Origin of the sequence: Nevskia ramosa DSM 11499, assembly GCF_000420645.1 — a bacterium.
GTDB classification, from domain to species: Bacteria; Pseudomonadota; Gammaproteobacteria; order Nevskiales; family Nevskiaceae; genus Nevskia; species Nevskia ramosa.
In genome coordinates, this window is the sequence record NZ_ATVI01000001.1 from 70,468 (window position 1) to 90,375 (window position 19,908).

General features: G+C 64.4%; 19 protein-coding genes and 1 riboswitch. Of the genes, 12 read left to right on the plus strand and 7 right to left on the minus strand.

Annotated elements, in window-relative coordinates; all coding sequences use genetic code 11:
* Positions 1-99: 99 nt before the first annotated feature.
* The 6 genes from gap to G513_RS0100360 all read right to left on the minus strand — a co-directional run bounded on the left by gap (position 100) and on the right by G513_RS0100360 (position 5,394).
* Positions 100-1,104, minus strand: a complete 1,005-nt coding sequence (gene gap / locus G513_RS0100335; protein WP_022974840.1) for a type I glyceraldehyde-3-phosphate dehydrogenase — start codon at positions 1,102-1,104, stop codon at positions 100-102.
* Positions 1,105-1,292: 188 nt separating this feature from the next.
* Positions 1,293-1,973, minus strand: coding sequence for an energy transducer TonB (locus G513_RS20565; RefSeq protein WP_022974841.1), 681 nt, complete (start codon positions 1,971-1,973; stop codon positions 1,293-1,295).
* Positions 1,974-1,992: 19 nt separating this feature from the next.
* Positions 1,993-2,436: an ExbD/TolR family protein gene (locus G513_RS0100345; RefSeq protein ID WP_022974842.1), complete on the minus strand. Its 444-nt coding sequence runs from the start codon at positions 2,434-2,436 to the stop codon at positions 1,993-1,995.
* 4 nt (positions 2,437-2,440) lie between these two features.
* Entirely contained in the window at positions 2,441-3,166 is a 726-nt protein-coding gene (locus tag G513_RS0100350) for a MotA/TolQ/ExbB proton channel family protein (RefSeq protein WP_022974843.1), read from the minus strand.
* 244 nt (positions 3,167-3,410) lie between these two features.
* Positions 3,411-4,769: a glutathione-disulfide reductase gene (gene gorA / locus G513_RS0100355; protein WP_028474966.1), complete on the minus strand. Its 1,359-nt coding sequence runs from the start codon at positions 4,767-4,769 to the stop codon at positions 3,411-3,413.
* A 64-nt stretch (positions 4,770-4,833) separates the two neighbouring features.
* Positions 4,834-5,394 carry a thioredoxin family protein gene (locus tag G513_RS0100360; RefSeq protein WP_022974845.1) on the minus strand — a complete coding sequence of 187 codons (561 nt, stop codon included), beginning with the start codon at positions 5,392-5,394 and terminating at the stop codon, positions 4,834-4,836.
* Positions 5,395-5,573: 179 nt separating this feature from the next.
* On the opposite strand from G513_RS0100360, the gene metK reads away from it, so the two are divergent.
* A complete protein-coding gene (gene metK / locus G513_RS0100365) occupies positions 5,574-6,800 on the plus strand; it encodes a methionine adenosyltransferase (protein WP_022974846.1) in 1,227 nt (408 codons plus the stop codon).
* A 182-nt stretch (positions 6,801-6,982) separates the two neighbouring features.
* On the opposite strand, the gene ppc is transcribed toward metK, so the two are convergent.
* Complete coding sequence (ppc, locus tag G513_RS0100370; RefSeq protein ID WP_022974847.1) at positions 6,983-9,697, minus strand: phosphoenolpyruvate carboxylase; 2,715 nt, start codon at positions 9,695-9,697, stop codon at positions 6,983-6,985.
* Between the two features lie 122 nt (positions 9,698-9,819).
* A riboswitch (S-adenosyl-L-homocysteine riboswitch) is annotated at positions 9,820-9,901 on the plus strand.
* A gap of 26 nt (positions 9,902-9,927) precedes the next feature.
* On the opposite strand from ppc, the gene ahcY reads away from it, so the two are divergent.
* The 11 genes from ahcY to ftsX all read left to right on the plus strand — a co-directional run bounded on the left by ahcY (position 9,928) and on the right by ftsX (position 19,797).
* Positions 9,928-11,373, plus strand: coding sequence for an adenosylhomocysteinase (gene ahcY, locus G513_RS0100375; RefSeq protein WP_028474967.1), 1,446 nt, complete (start codon positions 9,928-9,930; stop codon positions 11,371-11,373).
* Positions 11,374-11,380: 7 nt separating this feature from the next.
* Positions 11,381-11,806: a GNAT family N-acetyltransferase gene (locus G513_RS0100380; RefSeq protein ID WP_022974849.1), complete on the plus strand. Its 426-nt coding sequence runs from the start codon at positions 11,381-11,383 to the stop codon at positions 11,804-11,806.
* Positions 11,803-12,663, plus strand: coding sequence for a methylenetetrahydrofolate reductase [NAD(P)H] (gene metF, locus G513_RS0100385; RefSeq protein ID WP_022974850.1), 861 nt, complete (start codon positions 11,803-11,805; stop codon positions 12,661-12,663). The genes G513_RS0100380 and metF overlap by 4 nt, the downstream gene beginning before the upstream one ends.
* A gap of 71 nt (positions 12,664-12,734) precedes the next feature.
* A complete protein-coding gene (locus G513_RS20570) occupies positions 12,735-13,385 on the plus strand; it encodes a trimeric intracellular cation channel family protein (protein WP_022974851.1) in 651 nt (216 codons plus the stop codon).
* Positions 13,382-14,068 (plus strand): monofunctional biosynthetic peptidoglycan transglycosylase, encoded by a 687-nt coding sequence (mtgA, locus tag G513_RS0100395; RefSeq protein ID WP_022974852.1) that lies wholly within the window; start codon positions 13,382-13,384, stop codon positions 14,066-14,068. Before G513_RS20570 ends, mtgA begins: the two co-directional genes overlap by 4 nt.
* Positions 14,069-14,442: 374 nt before the next feature.
* A complete protein-coding gene (thiD, locus tag G513_RS0100400; protein ID WP_022974853.1) occupies positions 14,443-15,219 on the plus strand; it encodes a bifunctional hydroxymethylpyrimidine kinase/phosphomethylpyrimidine kinase in 777 nt (258 codons plus the stop codon).
* Positions 15,216-15,857: a thiamine phosphate synthase gene (gene thiE / locus G513_RS0100405; protein ID WP_022974854.1), complete on the plus strand. Its 642-nt coding sequence runs from the start codon at positions 15,216-15,218 to the stop codon at positions 15,855-15,857. The genes thiD and thiE overlap by 4 nt, the downstream gene beginning before the upstream one ends.
* Positions 15,858-15,885: 28 nt before the next feature.
* The gene (gene hemL / locus G513_RS0100410; protein ID WP_022974855.1) at positions 15,886-17,187 is read left to right on the plus strand and encodes a glutamate-1-semialdehyde 2,1-aminomutase; all 1,302 of its coding nucleotides are present in this window, start codon (positions 15,886-15,888) and stop codon (positions 17,185-17,187) included.
* The gene (ftsY, locus tag G513_RS20575; protein ID WP_022974856.1) at positions 17,184-18,131 is read left to right on the plus strand and encodes a signal recognition particle-docking protein FtsY; all 948 of its coding nucleotides are present in this window, start codon (positions 17,184-17,186) and stop codon (positions 18,129-18,131) included. The genes hemL and ftsY overlap by 4 nt, the downstream gene beginning before the upstream one ends.
* 11 nt (positions 18,132-18,142) lie before the next feature.
* Positions 18,143-18,850 (plus strand): cell division ATP-binding protein FtsE, encoded by a 708-nt coding sequence (ftsE, locus tag G513_RS20580; RefSeq protein ID WP_033417068.1) that lies wholly within the window; start codon positions 18,143-18,145, stop codon positions 18,848-18,850.
* Entirely contained in the window at positions 18,847-19,797 is a 951-nt protein-coding gene (gene ftsX, locus G513_RS0100425; RefSeq protein WP_022974858.1) for a permease-like cell division protein FtsX, read from the plus strand. Before ftsE ends, ftsX begins: the two co-directional genes overlap by 4 nt.
* The last annotated feature ends 111 nt before the right edge of the window (positions 19,798-19,908 follow it).

A 19,908-nucleotide genomic window follows, 5' to 3' on the forward strand; every position in this document is an offset into this window, starting at 1 on the left:
TCGGAATCCGGTGCAGCAAAGAGAAATTAGGGGCCAAAAGAAAAGGGAACCGGCAATCGCGTAGCCGATTCCCGATTCCCTTTCCGCGCCGCGCTGTACTTACTTACCAGCGACCACGCGCACCATCTCGAGGCACTTGTTGGAATAGCCCCACTCGTTGTCGTACCAGCTGACCAGCTTGACGAAGGTCGAGTCGAGCTGGATGCCGGCTTCGGCGTCGAACACCGAGGTGCAGGTCTCGCCACGGAAGTCGGTCGCGACGACCTTGTCTTCGGTGTAGCCGAGCACGCCCTTCAGCGCGCCTTCGCTCTGCGCCTTCATTTCGGCACAGATCTCGGCGTAGGTCGCCGGCTTTTCGAGTTCGGCGGTCAGATCGACGACCGAGACGTCCGAAGTCGGCACGCGGAACGACATGCCGGTCAGCTTCTTGTTCAGTTCCGGGATCACGACGCCGACGGCCTTGGCAGCGCCGGTCGACGACGGAATGATGTTCTCGAGAATGCCGCGGCCGCCGCGCCAGTCCTTGTTGCTCGGGCCGTCGACCGTCTTCTGCGTTGCCGTGGTGGCGTGGATGGTGGTCATCAGGCCGCGCTTGATGCCCCACTTGTCGTGGACAACCTTGGCCAGCGGTGCCAGACAGTTGGTGGTGCAGGACGCATTGGAAATGATCGCCTGGCCGGCGTAGGTCTTGTGGTTGACGCCGTAGACGAACATCGGCGTGTCGTCCTTCGACGGTGCCGACAACACCACCTTCTTGGCGCCGGCGTCGAGATGCTTCTGCGCAGTGACCTTGTCGAGGAACAGGCCGGTCGATTCGATGACGACTTCGGCACCGACGTCGGCCCACTTCAGGTTGGACGGATCACGTTCCTGGGTCAGGCGGATCTTCTTGCCGTTGACGAACAGAGCGCCATCCTTGATCGCGATTTCGCCCTTGAAGCGGCCGTGCACGGAGTCATAAGCCAGCATGTAGGCGAGGTAATCCGGCTCGAGCAGATCGTTGATCGCGACGATTTCGATGTCGCCACCGAAGTTCTGCACAGCAGCACGCAGCACATTGCGACCGATGCGGCCGAAACCATTGATGCCAACTTTGACTGCCATGATGTTCCTCTGAAGGTCGGTGGATCGCCCTGTTCGCAGACACGCCCCGGACGATCATCGGATGCGGGCGGCCCGATACGCTGAAGTGCAGGCGGGGCTGCATTTTAGCCCAGCCCCAAAAAAGCGGGGCCGACATTTGTCGGCCCCCTTTTTATGTACGACATAGCCGTAATTAACGGCTTTTCACATCAGTTCAAGGTGAAGTTGATCGGCAGCTCGACGAGGAACTCGGTGTATTCCGGGCTCACGGTCGCTGGCACCGGCGGGAACTTGCCGATGCGCTTGAACACTTCCTTGGCTTCCTTGTCCAGTTCGATGAAGCCCGACTTGGTGATCAGCTGCACGTCGAGAATCGAGCCGTCGCGGGAGATCTGCACGCGCAGCTTGACCACGCCCTCTTCCTCGTTGCGCAAGGATTTGGCCGGGTACTGCACGTTCTGCTGGATGACGCTCTGCAGCGTGTTGTAGTACGTCGTCGGCACGCCGGTACCCACTGCCCGCGCCGGCGGCGCTGGCGGTGCCGGGGGTGCTGGCGGTGGTGCTGGCGGCACCGTCGGTACATCCACGGCATCCGGCGCGTTGGTCGTCGGTGCCTCGATCGGCGGCGGCGTCGGAGACGGCGTCGGGACGATCTTCGGCGGTTCCTTCGGCGGCGGCGTTGGCGGCGGCGGTGGGGGCGGCGGTGGCGGGGGTGGAGGAGGTGGGGGAGGTGCGAGTTCGACGATCAGCTGTTTCTTGGCTTTCGGCGGCAGATTCACCGTCGGTCGCACCAGCTGGATGAGGAACAGGATCAGCGTGCCGTGGAAGATGATCGAGACGATCAGTCCCGTACTCCACGTCTGCTTGCCCTTCTTGGGAGGATTGCTCACTGGGTATAGCTCCAGCCCGTCACTGCTGGGCTTCGGCCATCAACGAAACCTTGTAGAACCCGGAAGCGCCCACGAGGCTGATGAGATCGACGACCTTGCCGTATTCCACGCCCTTGTCGGAGCGGATGTAGACGAGGTTGTCAGCCTGCTTCGCCGAAATGGCGCGCAAGGCTTCACCGAGCTGTTCGAAGGGCACCTGCTGGGTCAGCGGGCCATTGTTGATGAAGTACTCGTTCGCTGTATCGATCGAGATGATGAGGGGATCGCGCGGTTTGCCCATCTCGTCGAGAGAGGCTTTCGGCAGTTCGATCGGAAGTGTCGGCAGCATCAGTGGCGCCGTGACCATGAAGATGATCAGGAGCACCAGCATCACGTCGACCATCGGCGTGATGTTGATTTCGGCGACCGGCGACATCTCGCCTTCTTCGCCGTCTCCTGACGAGACCTTTACGTTCAGGCCCATGGCGTCAGCTCTTGGCGCCTGGGGCGAAACGCTTGGCCAGACGGCCGGCATAGATGCCCACTGCAGTGCCGATGCGGCCCGAGTAGCGGCCCATGTCGGTCGACAGCTTGTTGTAGGCCATGATCGCCGGGATGGCCGCAACCAGGCCGATGCCGGTGGCGAACAGCGCTTCGGCGATACCCGGAGCCACGGTCGCCAGCGAGGTGTCGCGGTTGGCGGCGATGCCGGTGAAGGTATTCATGATGCCCCACACGGTGCCGAACAGGCCCACGAACGGAGCGGCCGAGCCGACCGTCGCAAGGAACGGCAGACCCTTATTCAGGCGGCGGATCTCATTGGACATTTCCAGGCGCATCGCGTGCTCGATGCGATCACGCACTTCGTGCAGCGCTTCATGGCTGTGCTCGCCCGAGCCTTCGCGCCATTCGGCGTTGCCGGCTTCGACGACCGCTGCGAGCGGGTGCTGCTTGTCGTCCGAGTAATTGATCATGTCTTCCAGCGTGCCGGTCTCGAGCTTGTTCTCGAGGCGGCCGATGGCACCGTTGGCTTTGGCGACGGCAAAGAACTTCTCGATCATCACCGTCCAGCTCCAGACGGAGAAAAAGCCGAGCAACAGCAGGATGCCCTTGACGACAGGATCTGCCTGTCGCACGAGGCTCATGATCGAAAGGTCGGCCGGGTTGATGCTGCCGGCGGCTTCGGCCGCAATATTGATGAGACTGACTGCCACGTGAGGTACTCCGAAAGGTTGGATCTGTTGCGCCGAGGGTATGGCGAGGTGCTCGCAAGACTCGCACCAAAGCTGCACGGCGGACTGAGGAAGGCCGAATACTACTGACCTGTTACGGCAATAAGCAAGGCAACGGAAGTTTCTTAAAACATTAATAAACGTATAGTTTTCGACAAATCCGGCGACACCGGACGGCGCTGCCGCGGCCATTGCGACATGGTGAAAACCAGACTGTGAGGAACACTCAGCGCATCGTCACCAGCTCTTCCGAACTGGTGGGATGGATCGCCACAGTGTCATCGAAGTCGCGCTTCGTGGCGCCCATCCGCACCGCAACGGCAAAACCCTGGATCATTTCGTCCGCACCGATGCCGATCACGTGCACGCCGACGACTTTCTGCTCCGGCCCGACGCAGACCAGCTTCATCGCCGTCTCGTGCTTGTGCTCGAGGAGGCCGTAATACAGCGCCTTGAATCGCGTGTTGTAGATCTTGACCACATCGCCGTATTGCTTGCGCGCCGCGTCTTCGCTCAAACCCACCGTGCCGATCGGCGGATGACTGAAGACGACGCTGGCGATGTTGGCGTAATCGAGCTTGCGCTCGCTTTGGCCATCGAACAGACGATCTGCCAGCCGACGACCGGCCGCAATCGCCACCGGAGTCAGTGGCACGCGGCCGGTGACATCGCCGACGGCGTGCACGCTTTCGCGGCTGCTGTTCTGCCAGTCGTCGACGACGATATGGCCGGCGTCATCGAGCTTGACGCCAGCTTCCGCCAGCCCAAGGCCTTCCGTATTGGCGCGGCGGCCGGTCGCCCAGATCAAGGTGTCGACGGCGATAGCCGTGCCGTCGTTGAGGCTTGCGCCCAAGCTCGAGCTAGAGCTGTCGTGTTGCCGTTCGAGTCGCTTCACCTCGCAGCCATACCGGATGCGCACGCCTTGCTGGATCAGTTCGGCACTCAAGGCCTCGGCAAGCATGGCGTCGAAACTGCTCAGCAAGCGCTGGCCGCGAACGATCAGCGTCACCTCGGCGCCGAGCGCGCGCAGCACACCACAGAGCTCGACGGCGATGTAGCCGGCGCCGACCACGGCGACCCGGTTCGGCATCGCCTGCAGCGCGAAGAAACCATCGGAATCGATGCCCAGTTCCGCGCCGGGAACCGTCGGCCGCTGCGGCTTGCCGCCGGTGGCGATCAACACGTGTCGCGCGGCGATCGCTTTCTCACCGCAAGCGACGCGGCCATCCGGCAACAGACGACCATAGCCCTCGACCAAGCTCACGCGATCGCGATCGAGCCCGTCCCGATAGATGCCATTCAGGCGCCGGATGTAAGCCTCGCGGCGTTCGACCAGCGCCGACCAGTCATGGCTGTGCGCGGCAAGTTCGAAGCCGTAACCGGCCGCTTCGGCCAAGGTGCCGGCAATCTGCGCGGCATGCCACATCAGCTTTTTCGGCACGCAGCCGACGTTGACGCAGGTGCCGCCCAAGCGCGCCGGCTCGATCAACACCACCTTGGCTCCGTACTGCGCTGCGCGCCGCGCCGTGGCGATGCCGCCGCTGCCGCCGCCAAGCACGGCGAGATCGAAAGTCTGGTCCTGCATGGTCATCGTCGTTGCCTCGAAGTGGTGCGTGCAGCGCACCGGTTCAGCCAGCAGCCCGTGAGGCTCAGGCGCGTTTCCACTTGATGCCGCAGCCGACGCTGGGGATCTGATCCTCGCCAACCGCGCGTCCCGCCAGCAGTGCATCCAGTGCGGCACGCAGATCGACGCCGGTCACCGGCTTGCCATTGCCCGGACGAGAGTCATCGAGTTGACCGCGATAAGCCAGTTTCATTGCGCCATCGAAGACAAAGAAATCCGGCGTGCAGGCCGCCTGGTAGGCGCGCGCCACCATCTGCGACTCGTCGTATAGATAAGGAAACGGAAAGTGCTCCCGCTTCGCCAGCGCAGCCATCTTGTCCGGCGCGTCGTCCGGGTAGTTCGCGACATCGTTGCTGCTGATCGCGATGAATGCCACACCCTGTGCGATGTAGTCACGCGCCAGCTTCAGCAGGCCGTCACGGATATGGATCACGTAGGGGCAGTGATTGCAGATGAACATCACCACGGTCGCGCGGTCTGACTGCAGCTCGGCCAGCGACAGGCTGCGGCCGCTGACGGTATCCGGCAGGCTGAAAGCCGGCGCCAGCGTCGCCAGCGGCAGCATCGTCGACGGGGTCAGCGCCATGTCATCTCCTTGCATCGAGGGGCGCGGCACACTCGTCGCGCAGTGCGCCGGATTGTAGCCTCGCCGTCGCGCAGCCGAGCTTGCGACAAGACTCGTCGCATTCGTTCTTATGCAGGGGTAACCACCTTGCATTACGCTATCTGCTTATCCGCATGACCCGATCACACGAGGAACCCGCAGTGACTCAAGCCACGAGCAGCTATCTCTTCACGTCCGAATCCGTCTCCGAAGGCCACCCGGACAAGCTCGCCGACCAGATTTCAGACGCTGTGCTCGACGCGATCCTCGCTCAGGACAAGCGCGCCCGCGTCGCCTGCGAAACCCTCGTCAAGACAGGCGTCGCGATCGTGGCCGGCGAAGTCACGACCTCGGCCTGGGTCGACCTCGAAGCGCTGGTCCGCAAGGTCATCATCGACGTCGGCTACAACTCTTCCGACGTCGGCTTCGACGGCGCCACCTGCGGCATCCTGAACATCATCGGCAAGCAGTCGCCAGACATCGCGATGGGCGTCGACGGCACCAAGAAGAAGGAAAAGGCGGCCGAGGATATCGGCGCCGGCGACCAGGGCCTGATGTTCGGCTACGCCTGCGACGAAACCAAGGAACTGATGCCGGCGCCGATCTACTACTCGCATCGCCTGGTCGAGCAGCAGTCGAAGATCCGCAAGGCCAAGAAGGGCGGCCTTGCCTGGCTGCGCCCGGACGCGAAGTCGCAGGTCACCCTGCGCTACGAGAACGGCGTTGCCGTCGGCGTCGACGCGGTCGTGCTGTCGACCCAGCACTCACCCGAAATCAAGCTGAAGGACCTGCGTGAAGCGGTCATGGAATCGATCATCAAGCCGGTGATTCCGGCCAAGTGGATCACCAAGGCGACCAAGTTCCACATCAACCCGACCGGCAACTTCGTGATCGGCGGCCCGGTCGGTGACTGCGGCCTGACCGGCCGCAAGATCATCGTCGACAGCTACGGCGGCTGGGCCCGTCATGGTGGCGGCGCGTTCTCGGGCAAGGATCCGTCGAAGGTCGACCGTTCGGCCGCATACGCCGCACGCTATGTCGCCAAGAACATCGTTGCCGCAGGTCTGGCCTCGCGCTGCGAAGTGCAGGTCAGCTACGCGATCGGTGTTGCCGAACCGACGTCAATCTTCGTGACCTCGTTCGGCACCGGTGCGGTCAGCGACGAAGCGCTCGAGAAGCTGGTCCGCAAGCACTTCGACCTGCGTCCGGGCGGCATCATCAAGATGCTCGACCTGATCCACCCGATGTATCAGGCCACCGCCGCCTACGGCCATTTCGGCCGCAAGCCGCAAGAAATGACGGTGAACGGCGAAACCTTTACCGCGTTCTCGTGGGAGAAGACGGACAAGGCCGAACTGCTGAAGGATGCGGCGAAGAAGCTGAAGTAAGCGCTTCATCGCAGAAACGAAAAGGCCGCAGTGATGCGGCCTTTTTTGTGGGTGTCGCGCGGACTCATCGCTCCAGTTCAGTTTTGCCGTCCATGGCGAGACTTGATCCTCCGTTACGCCCCCCGGCCCAGCAATCCCTTGCCGGGCGTTCGCCATCTGCGGAGCCATGCTCCGCAGATGGCTCACCCGGTATTCTGAAGCCCTTGCGCAACGCCGTTCACCGTCGCGACCAAGGCTCTCAGCAAGCTGTCATCGCTGCTGCCTGACGCGCGCCAGCGGGTCAGCAGATCAACCTGCAGGAAGCTGATCGGGTCGACATAGGGATTGCGGACGCGGATCGATTCGGCCAGCCGGGGCTCGTTGGCCAGCAGCGTTTCCTGGCCGCGCAGGCGCAGCACCCAATGGCGGGTGCGCTCGAACTCGGCGGTGATCATCGGGAAGAAGGCTTCGTGCAGCGGGCCGGACAATTTCGAGAAGCGCTCGGCGATGTCGAGATCGCACTTGGCGAGGATCATGTCGGTGTCGTCGAGCATCACGCGGAAGAACGCCCAATCGCGTGACATCTCGAACAACCGCGCTTCGCCGAGTTCGGCCGCAACCTGTTCGAGACCGCTGCCGAGGCCGTACCAGGCGGTCAGGCCGGAGCGGCATTGGGTCCAGGCGAACACCCAGGGAATGGCGCGCAGGCTTTCGACGCCGACCATGGTGCCGCGCCGGCTTGGGCGGCTGCCGAGGGTCATCTTTTCGATGATGTCGATCGGCGTCGCGGTGCGGAAATAGTCGACGAAATCCGGCGCATCGACGAAGCCGCGATAAGCCGTGCGGCTGTGATTCGAGATCGCGGTCATCGCCTCGCGCCAGGCGCCTTCGCGAGCTTCCGGAATGCGCGGGCGCAAGCTCGCCCGCAAGGTGGCGCCAACCATCTGTTCGAGGCTGCGCAAGGCCAGCGCGCGAATGCCGTACTTGCGGTGGATGACTTCCCCTTGCTCGGTCACCCGCAGTGATCCGGCCACCGAGCCGCGCGGGCTGGACATCAGCGCGGTGACGATCTTGCCGCCGCCACGGCTGGCCGAGCCACCGCGGCCGTGGAAGAACTTGAGCTTGATGCCGAACGCCTGCGCAGCTTCGAGCAGTTCGACCTGAGCGCGCTGCAAGCCCCATCGCGAAGCAACCGTGCCGCCGTCCTTGCCGCTGTCCGAGTAGCCGAGCATCACCGCCTGGCGATCGCCGCGGGCAGCGAGATGTTCGCGATAGACCGGGTCGGCGAACAGCGCGCGCAAGGTGTCTGGGCCGGCACGCAGATCGTCGACGGTTTCGAACAGCGGCGCGATGTCCAGCGGCACCTGGCCGCGCTCATCGACCAGCCCGCCGTGGCGCGCCAGCGCCAGCACCGCGAGCACGTCTGCGGCCCGCTGCGCCATGCTGATGATGTACAGGCCGATGGCCTCGGCGCCGTAGCGCTTGATCGACTCGGCAAGCGTGGCGAACACCGCCGTACAGCGAACGGCGGTCGCGTCATCAGATGCGGCGAAGGTGGCGCTGGCACCAGCATAGGGACGCAGGCTTTCGGTCTGCGCGTCGCCCGCAAGGTCCGCCCATTCCGGATTGCCGATCAGCGCATCGATGGCTTTGGCATGGACCCGCGAATCCTGGCGGCAATCAAGCCGCGCCAGATGAAAGCCGAAAGTCCGCACTCGCCAGAGCAAGCGGCGCACCGCGTACCAGCCGGCGTTCAGGCCCTTGCCGGCGAGCAGACTTTCGGCGACCAGTTCGATATCGGCCCGGAAGGCTTCGGCGTTCTCGTAGCCGCCGTCTTCATCGTGGGCTGTGGCGCGCAGACGCGCGCGGATCAAGGTCAGGAACAGGCGATACGGCATGTCGCCATGGCGTGGCTTCAAGGCGGCGCCGGCTTCCGGCAGCAGCGTCTTGTAAGCGGCAATGCGGCGCAGCAGTTCGCCGGCGACATCGACGCGGTCCGCGGTCTGGCTCAAGGAGTCGGACAGTTCGCCGACCTCGGCCGCATAGCGTTCGAGAATCCGCGCGCGCTGGCTTTTCAGCGTGTCGGCAATGGTGTCGGCGCCGACATTCGGGTTGCCGTCCATATCACCGCCGACCCAGGAGCCGAAGCGCAACAGACGCGGCATCTCGACTTCAGTGCCGTAAACGGTGCGGATCGCATCCTCGAAGGCTTCGTAGAACGCCGGCACGATGTTGTAGATCGCGCCGCTCAGATAGAAGCCGACGTGGTCGCATTCGTCCTGCACGGTGGGCCGCGCCGCGGCGGTTTCGCGGGTCTGCCAGCTGGCGGTCAGCGCCACCCGCAGGCGGCCCCAGTCGGCGGCGCGCTCCGGGCCGGTGAGGCTGGGATCGAATTCGTTGACCAGGCAGCGGACGATCTGCTGCTCCTTCTCCAGGATCGAACCGCGCACCGCTTCGGTCGGATGGGCGGTGAATACCGGTTCGACATCGAGCCGGCCGAGCCACAGCAGCAGTTCGCGGGCGCTGACGCCGGCCGCTTTCAGGGTGTGCAGCGCGTCGAGCAGGCTGTCCGGCTGGGCGGCGGCGCCGGCCCGTTCGTAATCGCGGCGACGGCGGATGCGATGCACACGCTCGGCAATGTTGACGCCCTGGAAGTAGGTCGAGAACGCCCGCGTCAGCCATTCGGCCTGGACCACCGGCAGATCGGAAAGCAGCGCTGACAATTCCTGCGAGGTGGCGGTGCCTTCGCGGCGACGGATGGCCGTGGTGCGCACCGTTTCGACGCCGTCGAGAAACGCCGCGCCGTGCTGCTCGGCAAGCATTTCACCAACCGTCGCACCGATGCGGCGCACGTTCTCGCGCAGCGGGGCATCAGCGGCATTGCGGGCGTTACGGGTGTCGCTGGTCGAGTTATCCATGGTCCTTGGTACGCAAAGCCGATGCCGAGTTCGCCATGAAACGGCTGGCCCGGGCCGCCGGTCGAACCGTCCGGCTCCTGTCTATCCTTTTATCCGCATAGGCGAATACAATGCCTGCCACGACTCCCGAGGGGCGCTGCGACCGTCGCCACGCGATGACGGCCAGGCTCGGGGGCAGGCTTTCAGCAACGGCGCCCGTTCCAATCGATTTCTACACTGGAGCGATGCTCATGAATGCTGTCCTGAAACCCGTTGTCCCGTTCACCGATTTCAAGGTCCGCGACATCTCGCTGGCCGAATTCGGCCGCAAGCGCATCCGCATGGCCGAAGAAGAAATGCCCGGCCTGATGTCGATCCGCGCCAAGTACGCGCCGCTGCAGCCGCTGAAGGGCGTGCGTCTGACCGGCTCCCTGCACATGACCAAGGAAACGGCCGTGCTGCTGGAAACCCTCGGCCACCTCGGCGCTTCGGTGCGCTGGGCCAGCTGCAACATCTTTTCGACCTCGGACGACTCCGCCGCTGCAGTCGCCGCCGCCGGCACGCCGGTGTTCGCCTGGAAGGGTGAAACGCTGGAGGAATACTGGGATCTGGCGCTGGATTCGATCACCCACACCCTGCCCGACGGCACACTGACCGGCCCCGAGCTGGTGGTCGACGACGGCGGCGACGTGACCCTGCTGATCCACAAGGGCTACGAGTTGGAAAACGGTTCGGACTGGGTCAACACGCCGTCCGACAACCATGAGATCAAGGTCATCAAGGACCTGCTCAAGAAGGTCGCGGTCGAACGTCCCGGCTTCTGGACGCGCGTGGTCAAGGACTGGCGCGGCGTTTCGGAAGAGACCACCACCGGCGTGCACCGCCTGTACCAGATGGTCGAGGCCGGCAAGCTGCTGGTGCCGGCGATCAACGTCAATGACTCGGTCACCAAATCGAAGTTCGACAATCTCTACGGTTGCCGCGAATCGCTGGCCGACGGCATCAAGCGCGCCACCGATCTGATGATCGCCGGCAAGGTCGCCGTGGTCTGCGGCTACGGTGACGTCGGCAAGGGCTCGGCGCACAGCCTGCGTGGCCTCGGCGCGCGCGTGATCGTCACCGAGATCGACCCCATCAACGCGCTGCAAGCGGCGATGGAAGGCTTCCAGGTCGATACCGTCGAAGACACGCTGGGCCTGGCGGACATCTACGTCACCACCACCGGCAACAAGGACATCATCACCCTCGAGCACATGAAGGCGATGAAGCACAACGCGCTGGTCTGCAACATCGGCCACTTCGACAACGAAATCCAGATGGATCGTCTGAACGCCGCCGATGGTGTCGTGAAGATGAACATCAAGCCGCAGGTCGATCACTACACCTTCCCGGGTGGCAAGAGCATTTACATTCTTGCCGAAGGCCGCCTGGTGAACCTCGGTTGCGCCAATGGCCATCCGGCGTTCGTGATGAGCAACTCGTTCTCCAACCAGACGCTCGCGCAGATCGATCTCTGGAAGAACAAGGACAGCTACGAGAAGACCGTTTATCGCCTGCCGAAGAAGCTGGACGAAGAAGTGGCGGCGCTGCATCTGGAGCAGATCGGCGTGAAGCTGACCAAGCTCACCGCTGCGCAGGCCGAATACCTCGGCGTGCCGGTGGAAGGTCCGTACAAGCCGGATCACTACCGCTACTGAGGCTGGCGTGACGGGCGCCTGGTCGATCACGGCAGTCGCGGATCAAGACACCGATACCGCGGCTGCCATCCTTGAACTGCTGAGGGACTACAACAAGCAGTTCATCGGCCGTGCGCCATTCGGCCCTTTTCAACTGGCTGCACGCGATCCAGCAGGCTGCCTCATCGGCGGTCTGCTGGGCGAGTGGCGCAGCTACTGGCTGCACGTGGATATTCTCGTGATCGCCGAGCCTTATCGCCGTACCGGCCTGGGCTCGGCGCTGATGGCCGAGGCTGAACGGGCGACACGCGAGAAGAAGTACCGCGGCATCTTTCTCGATACCTTCGAGTTCCAGGCGCCGCGTTTCTACGAGAAGCTGGGCTACACCCGCTTCGGCTGCATCCAGAACTACAGCGACGGCCATGACCGTCACTTTTACGAGAAACGCCTGTGAGCGCCGTCGCACCGCAGTTTTCGTTTGAACTGTTTCCCCCGCGCACGCCCGAAGGCGTCGCGAAATTACCGAACATCGCCGCTCAGCTTGCGGCGGTGCAGCCGAAGTATTTCTCGGTGACCTACGGCGCCGGCGGCTCCGATCAGGACGGCACCTACGACACCGTGGTCAAGGTGGTCGAGAAGACCGGCATCGAAGCGGCGCCGCATCTGACTTGCGTCGGCTCCTCGCGCGCGAAAATCGCCAGCCTGCTTGATCGTTACAAGGCGGCGGGCGTGAAGCGCATCGTCGCCTTGCGTGGCGACTTGCCGGCCACCGCCATCGGCACCGGCGCACCGGGCGATTTCCGCTACGCAAACGAGCTGGTGTCGTTCGTCCAGGAAACCCATGGCGACACCTTCCAGCTGGAAGTCGCCGCCTATCCGGAAATGCACCCGCAGGCACTGAACCCGACGGCCGATTTCGACGCCTTCCGGCGCAAGGTCGACGCGGGCGCCCACGCCGCGATCACCCAGTATTTCTATGTCGCCGATGCCTACTTCGATTTTCTCGAACGCTGCGCCAAGGCCAACATCACGATTCCGGTGATCGCCGGCATCATGCCGATCACCAACCACGCCCAGCTGAGCCGCTTCTCGGCTGCCTGCGGTGCCGATATCCCGCGCTATGTTCGTCTGCGTCTCGAGCAGTTGCAGGACGACAAACCGGCGCTGCTCGACTTCGGGTTGGATGTCGTCACCCGGGTCTGCGAAGCGGTGCTGAACGGCGGTGCGCCGGGCATCCACTTCTACACCTTGAATCAGGCCGACCCGACCTTGCGGCTCTGGAAGAACCTCGGGCTGCCAGTCCCGCACTGAGCAGTCCGCAGCCGCGTTGCGAGACAGTACGCAATGACAGCCGCACAGCCCGGCCGTAAGCTGCGCGGCGCATGAAGATCCTGCATCTACTCGACTATTGCGGCGTGGCCGTGTTCGCGGTCAGCGGCGCGCTGGCGGCTGGGCGCAAGTCGCTGGATGTGCTCGGTGTCGTGGTCATCGCGCTGGTCACTGCCACCGGTGGCGGCACCATTCGCGATCTGCTGCTCGATCGTCATCCGGTGTTCTGGATTGCCGATCCGCTCTACGTCGTGGTGATCATCGTGGCGGCCCTGCTGACCATTCCGTATACCCGTTGGGTACGGCCGCCCACGCAGATCCTGCAAGTCGCCGATGCTTTCGGGCTGGCGTTCTTCTCGATTGCCGGCGCCCAGGTGGCGCTGAGTGCCGGCCATTCCGGCGTCATCGCGGTGATGATGGCGACGATCACGGCTTCATTCGGCGGCCTGCTGCGGGACGTGCTGTGCAATGACATCCCGATGATCCTGCGCAAGGGCAACATCTACGCAACCGCGGTGATCGTCGGCGCCAGTCTGTACGTCGCGGCACTCGAACTGGGCATGGAGCGCGTGCCGGCAACCGTGCTTGGCATGGTCGCGATCGCCGGTTTCCGGCTCGGGGCGATCGTCTGGAACTGGTCGCTGCCGGTCTACACCCTGGCGGACGACGAACCGCCGCCGCCCAACCGGAATGACCGGCCATGAAGCGCTTCCGACGTCCTCGCCTGCTCATCTGGCAATGGCTGCTGCTGGCGCCATTCGCGATCGCCGCGTTCGCGGTGCTGCAGGTGCTGATCCTGCGGGTCGTGCCGCCGTTCACCAGCGCGTTCATGATCGCGTCCGATGCGCCCGAGATTCGTTATGACTGGGTGCCCTGGCAGCGCATCGCGCCGGTCGCCGGGCTGGCGATGGTCGCTGCCGAAGATCAGAAATTCCCGGAGCATTGGGGTTTCGATTTCGAAGCGATCGACAAGGCGCTGGATCACAACAAGCGCTCGCGGCGCATGCGCGGTGCGTCGACGATCAGCCAGCAGACCGCCAAGAACCTGTTCCTGTGGTCCGGACGCAGTTACGTCCGCAAGGGGCTGGAAGTCGGCTACACCTTGCTGATCGAAACCTTCTGGCCGAAGCGGCGGGTCCTCGAGATGTATCTGAACATCGCGCAGTTCGGCCCGGGTGTTTATGGCGTCGAAGCGGCCGCCCAGATTTACTTCCACAAGCCTGCCGCCCGGCTCAGCCGCAGCGAAGCGGCACTGCTCGCCGCCGTGCTGCCGAATCCGGTGCGGCTCAGGGTTGATCGGCCGTCAGCCTACGTGCTCGGCCGCGCCAATCAGATCGAAGACCAGATGCAAGCCCTTGGAAGCGACTATCTGGCCGATCTGCATTGATGTGGCGGTGATCTGCACCGATTGAGGGCGGATCTCCGCTTTACTTGAAGAAAGCTGGCTTAAGTACTGAAATCTAAGAAGAAGCCCGGTTCGCACACAGCAGCTGTGGATAAGCCTGTGAACAAGGCCGGGGCAGCGCCGCTAAGTAGCGGTCCGCACATGGGTTTTTGGCCCTGCGCCTAATTTCTGACCAAGTTACTTTGTTTATTTATATCAATGGTTTGCAGTGTTTTTTATGGTTTTTGACAGATTTATGTCGCAATACCGGGGCTTTGCGGCATTCGCTGCCTGACGATGTGCATAAGTGCTTAGCAGCAACGTCATGCGATCGATGCTGTCAAGCCTTTTTTGTTTGCCGCTTATAGACTGCACGCATGGCTTTTTCCCTTCCTCGTGTGCTGTGCCTGTCCGGCCTCGATCCGGTTGGCGGCGCCGGCCTGCAGGCCGACATCGAAACCCTGGCCGCACACCGCATTCACACGCTGAGTCTGGTTACGGCGCTGACCGTGCAGGACTCCCGCAATGTCCGCCGCGTGGTCGTTACCGACCCGACCCTGCTCGACGAACAGCTGAGCGTGCTGCTAGCCGACGCGCGGCCCGACGCGGTCAAGCTCGGCCTGCTCGGCAGCATCGCGCAGCTGCCAGTGATCGTCGCCCATCTCGCAAGGCTGGCGGTGCCAGTGGTCTGCGATCCAGTGCTGCGGGCCGGCGGCGGCACCGACTTGGTCGCCGACGCGTTTCCGGCCGCGCTTCGCGCGCAGTTGCTGCCGCTGGTGACGGTGCTGACGCCGAACGCCGCCGAAGCGCGACGCCTAGTGCCAGATGGCGCCGATCTCGCTGACTGCGGCGCGGCACTGGTCACCGATGGCTGCATGCGGGTGCTGATCACCGGTGGCGACGAACCCGGCGCATCGGTCGTCAATCACAGTTACGGAAGAGAGATGACGGCACAGCGCTGGCAATGGCCGCGTCTGCCGGAAACCTTCCACGGTGCCGGCTGCACGCTGGCCAGTGCCATCGCCGCGCGGCTGGCGCTGGGCGATTCCATCGATGACGCGATCGATGCCGGCCAGCGGTGGACGCAGGCTGCACTGGCACGGGCGATCGCGGTCGGCAGCGGGCGCCGTATCCCGGGCAGACTGCCGGCATGAACGGCTCCCCACGCGGCCTGTACGCCGTCACGCCGGATGCGCTGGCCGACAATCCTTCCCGCCTGCTCGCCGCCTGTGCAGCCGCGCTTGTGGGCGGAGCCGTGCTGCTGCAGTACCGAGACAAGCGCAGCGCGCCGGCGCGTCGCGAGCAGAACGCCATCGCCCTGCTGGCGCTGTGCCGCGCGCACGGCGGGCGGCTGATCATCAATGACGATGCCGCGCTCGCGGCGCGGATCGGCGCCGACGGCGCGCATCTCGGCGCCTCCGATGGTTCGCTGAGCGAAGCCCGCGCGCGGCTCGGCCCGCAAGCGCTGATCGGCGCCAGCTGCGGTGACTCGCTGGCCCGTGCCGAAACCGCGATTGTGGCGGGCGCCAGCTATGTCGCCTTCGGCCGCTACTTCGCCTCCAACACCAAGCCCGACGCGCCGCCGGCTTCGCTGGCCACGCTGACCGCGGCTCGCAGCCGCCTTGTCGTGCCGCTGTGCGCAATCGGCGGCATTACGCCGGATAATGGCGCGCTGCTGATCACCGCTGGTGCCGACTGGCTGGCCGCCGTCGACGGCCTGTTCGGCGATGGCGAACCGGCCGGCATCGAAAGCCGCGCCCGCGCCTATTGCGCGCTGTTCGTCGCCTCCTGATTCGAAGAACCCTGGAAACTGCCGTCCCATGTCCACAAGCGAATCCCGTTCCGACCAGCTGTTCAGCCGCGCCCAGGCCTCGATCCCCGGCGGCGTCAATTCCCCGGTGCGCGCCTTCCGCGCTGTCGGTGGCACGCCCCGCTTCATCGCCTCCGCCGATGGCGCAACGATCACCGATGCCGACGGCAAGACCTATGTCGACTACATCGGCAGCTGGGGGCCGATGATCCTCGGCCATCAGCACCCGGCGGTGCGCGACGCGATCATCAGGCAGGCGCAGATTGGTGTGTCCTACGGCGCGCCGACCGAAGCCGAGATCGCCATGGCCGAACTGCTCTGCGCCCGCGTGCCGGGGCTCGAACAGGTACGCCTGTGTTCGAGCGGCACCGAAGCGACGATGAGCGCGCTGCGCCTGGCCCGCGGCTATACCGGTCGCGACATGATCCTGAAGTTCGAAGGCTGCTACCACGGCCATTCGGACTCGCTCTTGGTCAAGGCCGGCTCCGGCGCACTGACCTTCGGCGTGCCGACCTCGCCGGGCGTGCCGGCCGATTTCGCCAAGTACACCTTGACGGCCGATTACAACGATCTGGCCTCCGTCGAGGCTCTGTTCAAGGCCAATGCCGGCAAGATCGCCTGCGTGATCGTCGAGCCGGTGGCGGGCAACATGAACTGCATCCTGCCGAAGCCGGGCTTTCTCGAAGGGCTGCAGACGCTGTGCAAGGCCGATGGTGCGCTGCTGATCTTCGACGAAGTGATGACCGGCTTCCGCGTCGGCCCGAAGGGCGCGGCCGGCGTCTACGGCATCACGCCGGACATGGTCACCCTGGGCAAGATCATCGGTGGCGGCCTGCCGGTCGGCGCCTTCGGCGGCCGCCGCGACATCATGCAGAAGCTGTCTCCGGCCGGCCCGGTCTACCAGGCCGGTACCTTGTCCGGAAATCCGCTGGCGATGGCTGCCGGCATCGCACTGCTGACCGCACTCGATGACGCCGCGATCTACACGCATCTGGAAGCGACGACTGCCGCGCTGCTCGCCGGCCTCGATGCCGAAGCGAAGGCCGCCGGCATCCCGTTCACGACGGTGCAGCTCGGCTCGATGTTCGGGCTGTTCTTCACCGACAAGCCGGCGATCACCAGCTTCGCCGAAGTCACGGCCTGCAATCTCGAACACTTCAAGCGCTTCTTCCACGCCATGCTCGAGCGCGGCATTTATCTGGCGCCCTCAGCCTACGAGGCCGGCTTCGTCTCGGCCGCGCACGGCCCGCGCGAGGTCGAGCTGACGATTGCAGCGGCGCGGGAAGCCTTTGCGGAGCTGAAAGCGGCATGAGCGACAACGCCGGCTTCGTCGCCAAGCTACGGAAGAAGATCAACAAGGGCGATTCCTGGCTGACCTATGACCTCGGCCGCCTGTTCACCGATGAAAAGCTCAACGACGATGCCATCGAGATCATCGAAGAGCGCCTGCTGATCGCCGATGCCGGCGTCGAGGCCACCACCCAGCTCTGCGATACGTTACGCAACGAGGTGATGGCTGGCCGGATCAAGACCGAGGCGCAGCTGCGCAAGGAACTGAAGAAAGCGCTGCTCGCCATCATCGGGCCCTGCGCCAAGCCGCTGCTGGTGCCGAGCTACATCAAGCCTTATGTGATCTTCGTCGCCGGCATCAACGGCGCCGGCAAGACCACGACGATCGGCAAGATGGCCGCGAAGATGAAAAAGGAAGGCAAGAGCGTGCTGCTGGCCGCTGGCGATACCTTCCGCGCGGCAGCGGTCGAGCAGCTGACCACCTGGTCCGAGCGCGCTGGCGTGCCGATTCTTTCTCAAGGCGCCGGCGCCGATTCGGCCTCGGTGATCTTCGACGCGGTGCAGGCCGCGAAAGCGCGCGGCATCGACGTGGTGATCGCCGATACCGCCGGCCGTCTGCATACCCAGAGCCATCTGATGGACGAACTGCGCAAGATTCGCCGCGTCGTCCAGAAGCTCGATGCCTATGCGCCGCACGAGGTGATGCTGGTGGTCGATGGCACCGCCGGCGGCAATGCGCTGAACCAGGCCGTGCAATTCCACGAAGCGATCGGCCTGACCGGCCTGACCATCACCAAGCTCGATGGCACCGCGAAAGGCGGCGTGCTGCTGGCGATCGCCAAGCGGCTGGCGCTGCCGGTGCGCTATGTCGGTCTCGGCGAAGCGATCGACGATCTCGACGTGTTCGACGCCGAGGCCTATGCCGAAGCGCTGGTCGGCGGCGCGGCACTGGGAGAGCCACGGTGAGCAACGACGCGCTGATCCGCTTCACCGGCGTCAGCCATCACTATGGCGACAGCAGCCGGGAAATTCTCAGCAACGCCAACTTCGCACTGGCGCGTGGCGAAATGGCCTTCCTGACCGGCCCGAGCGGCGCCGGCAAGTCGACGATGCTGAAGCTGATCGCCCGTCTGGCCCGGCCGACGCTCGGAGAGATCATCGTCGATGGCCAGCGACTGTCGGCGCTGCGCCCGAGCGAAGTGCCGGCCTATCGGCGGCAGTTCGGCATGATCTTCCAGAACTTCAATCTGCTGCCCGATCGCACGGTGTTCGACAACGTGGCGATGCCGCTGATCATCCGCGGCCACAGTGGCGATGACATCGCCCGGCGCGTGCGGGCGGCGCTCGATGCGGTGGGCCTCCGCGGCAAGGAACGCCACTGGCCGCAGACTTTGTCCGGCGGCGAGCAGCAGAGAGTCGGCATCGCCCGTGCGGTGGTCGCCAAGCCGCGGTTGCTGATCGCCGACGAACCGACCGGCAACCTCGATCCGGAAATGGCGCAGGAAGTGATGCAGCTGTTCAACCGCTTCAATGAAGTCGGCGTCAGCGTGCTGGTCGCCACCCATGCGCTGGGCCTGATCTCGCGGCTGCCGCATCGCATCCTGCGACTGGAAAAAGGCCTGCTGACCCAGGTCAAGGCCAGCGAATTCGACTACGCCGATGACGCCGAGGAGCAGGACGCATGAGCAATGCACGGCGAGTCGGCAACACTCCGAGCGGCTTCTCGCGCTGGCTGCTCGAGCACACGCGGGCGATCGCCGCGACCCTGGATCAGCTGAAGCGGCGGCCGTTCGGCACCTTGCTGACCGCATTCGTGATCGGCGTGACCCTGGCGCTGCCGGCCGGCCTGTATTCGGTGCTCGGCAGCCTCGATGCGGCTTCCAGCGGCCTCAAAGGTTCGCTGCGCGCCTCATTGTTCCTGCGCGACAACCTCGACGACAACGCCGGCCGCGCGCTGGCCGCCACGCTCGCCAAGCGTCCCGGCGTCGCCGAAGCCCGCTACATCTCGCGCGATCAGGCACTGGCCGAGTTCAAGGCCCACTCCGGTTTCGGCGAAGCGCTGGACATCCTCGACAGCAATCCGCTGCCGGCGGTGATCGTCGTTACCCCGGACAGCAAGGCGCCGAAGGCGCAGGCCTCGGCGATGCTCGACGAGATGACCAAGCTGCCGGAAGTCGAAAGCGCGCGGCTGGATCGCGAGTGGCTGGAGCGGCTGTACGCGATTCTCGCCATCGTCGAACGCCTGGTGCTGCTGATCGCCGGGGCGCTGGCGATCGCCGTGCTGGCGGTGGTCGCCAACACCATCCGGCTCGATATCTCGGCCAGACGCGAGGAAATCGTCGTGCTCAAGGTGATCGGCGCCTCGAATGGCTTCATTCGCCGGCCATTCCTTTATACCGGCCTGTGGTACGGCCTGACCGGCGCGCTGCTGGCCTGCCTGATGGTGATTGGCGCGCAAGTTGCCTTGTCAGAACCAGCGGCGAATCTGGCCGGCCTGTACGGGGTAGGCGCGGGCTTCGGTGCGCTGGCGGCCGACACGGTATTCGCCATGTTCGCCACCGGTGCCGCTTTGGGCTGGCTGGCAGCCTTTTGGACGGTGGGTCGCCACCTCGGTGGCATCGAGCCGGATTGAACCTCGACGCCAGTCCGCAGGTCTATGCTGCTCGATGCTTTGAGGCTATCGAACTTCGAATTTTGTGGTGAACTTCTTTTGGTCTTAGCACTCCAATTTCGCGAGTGCTAA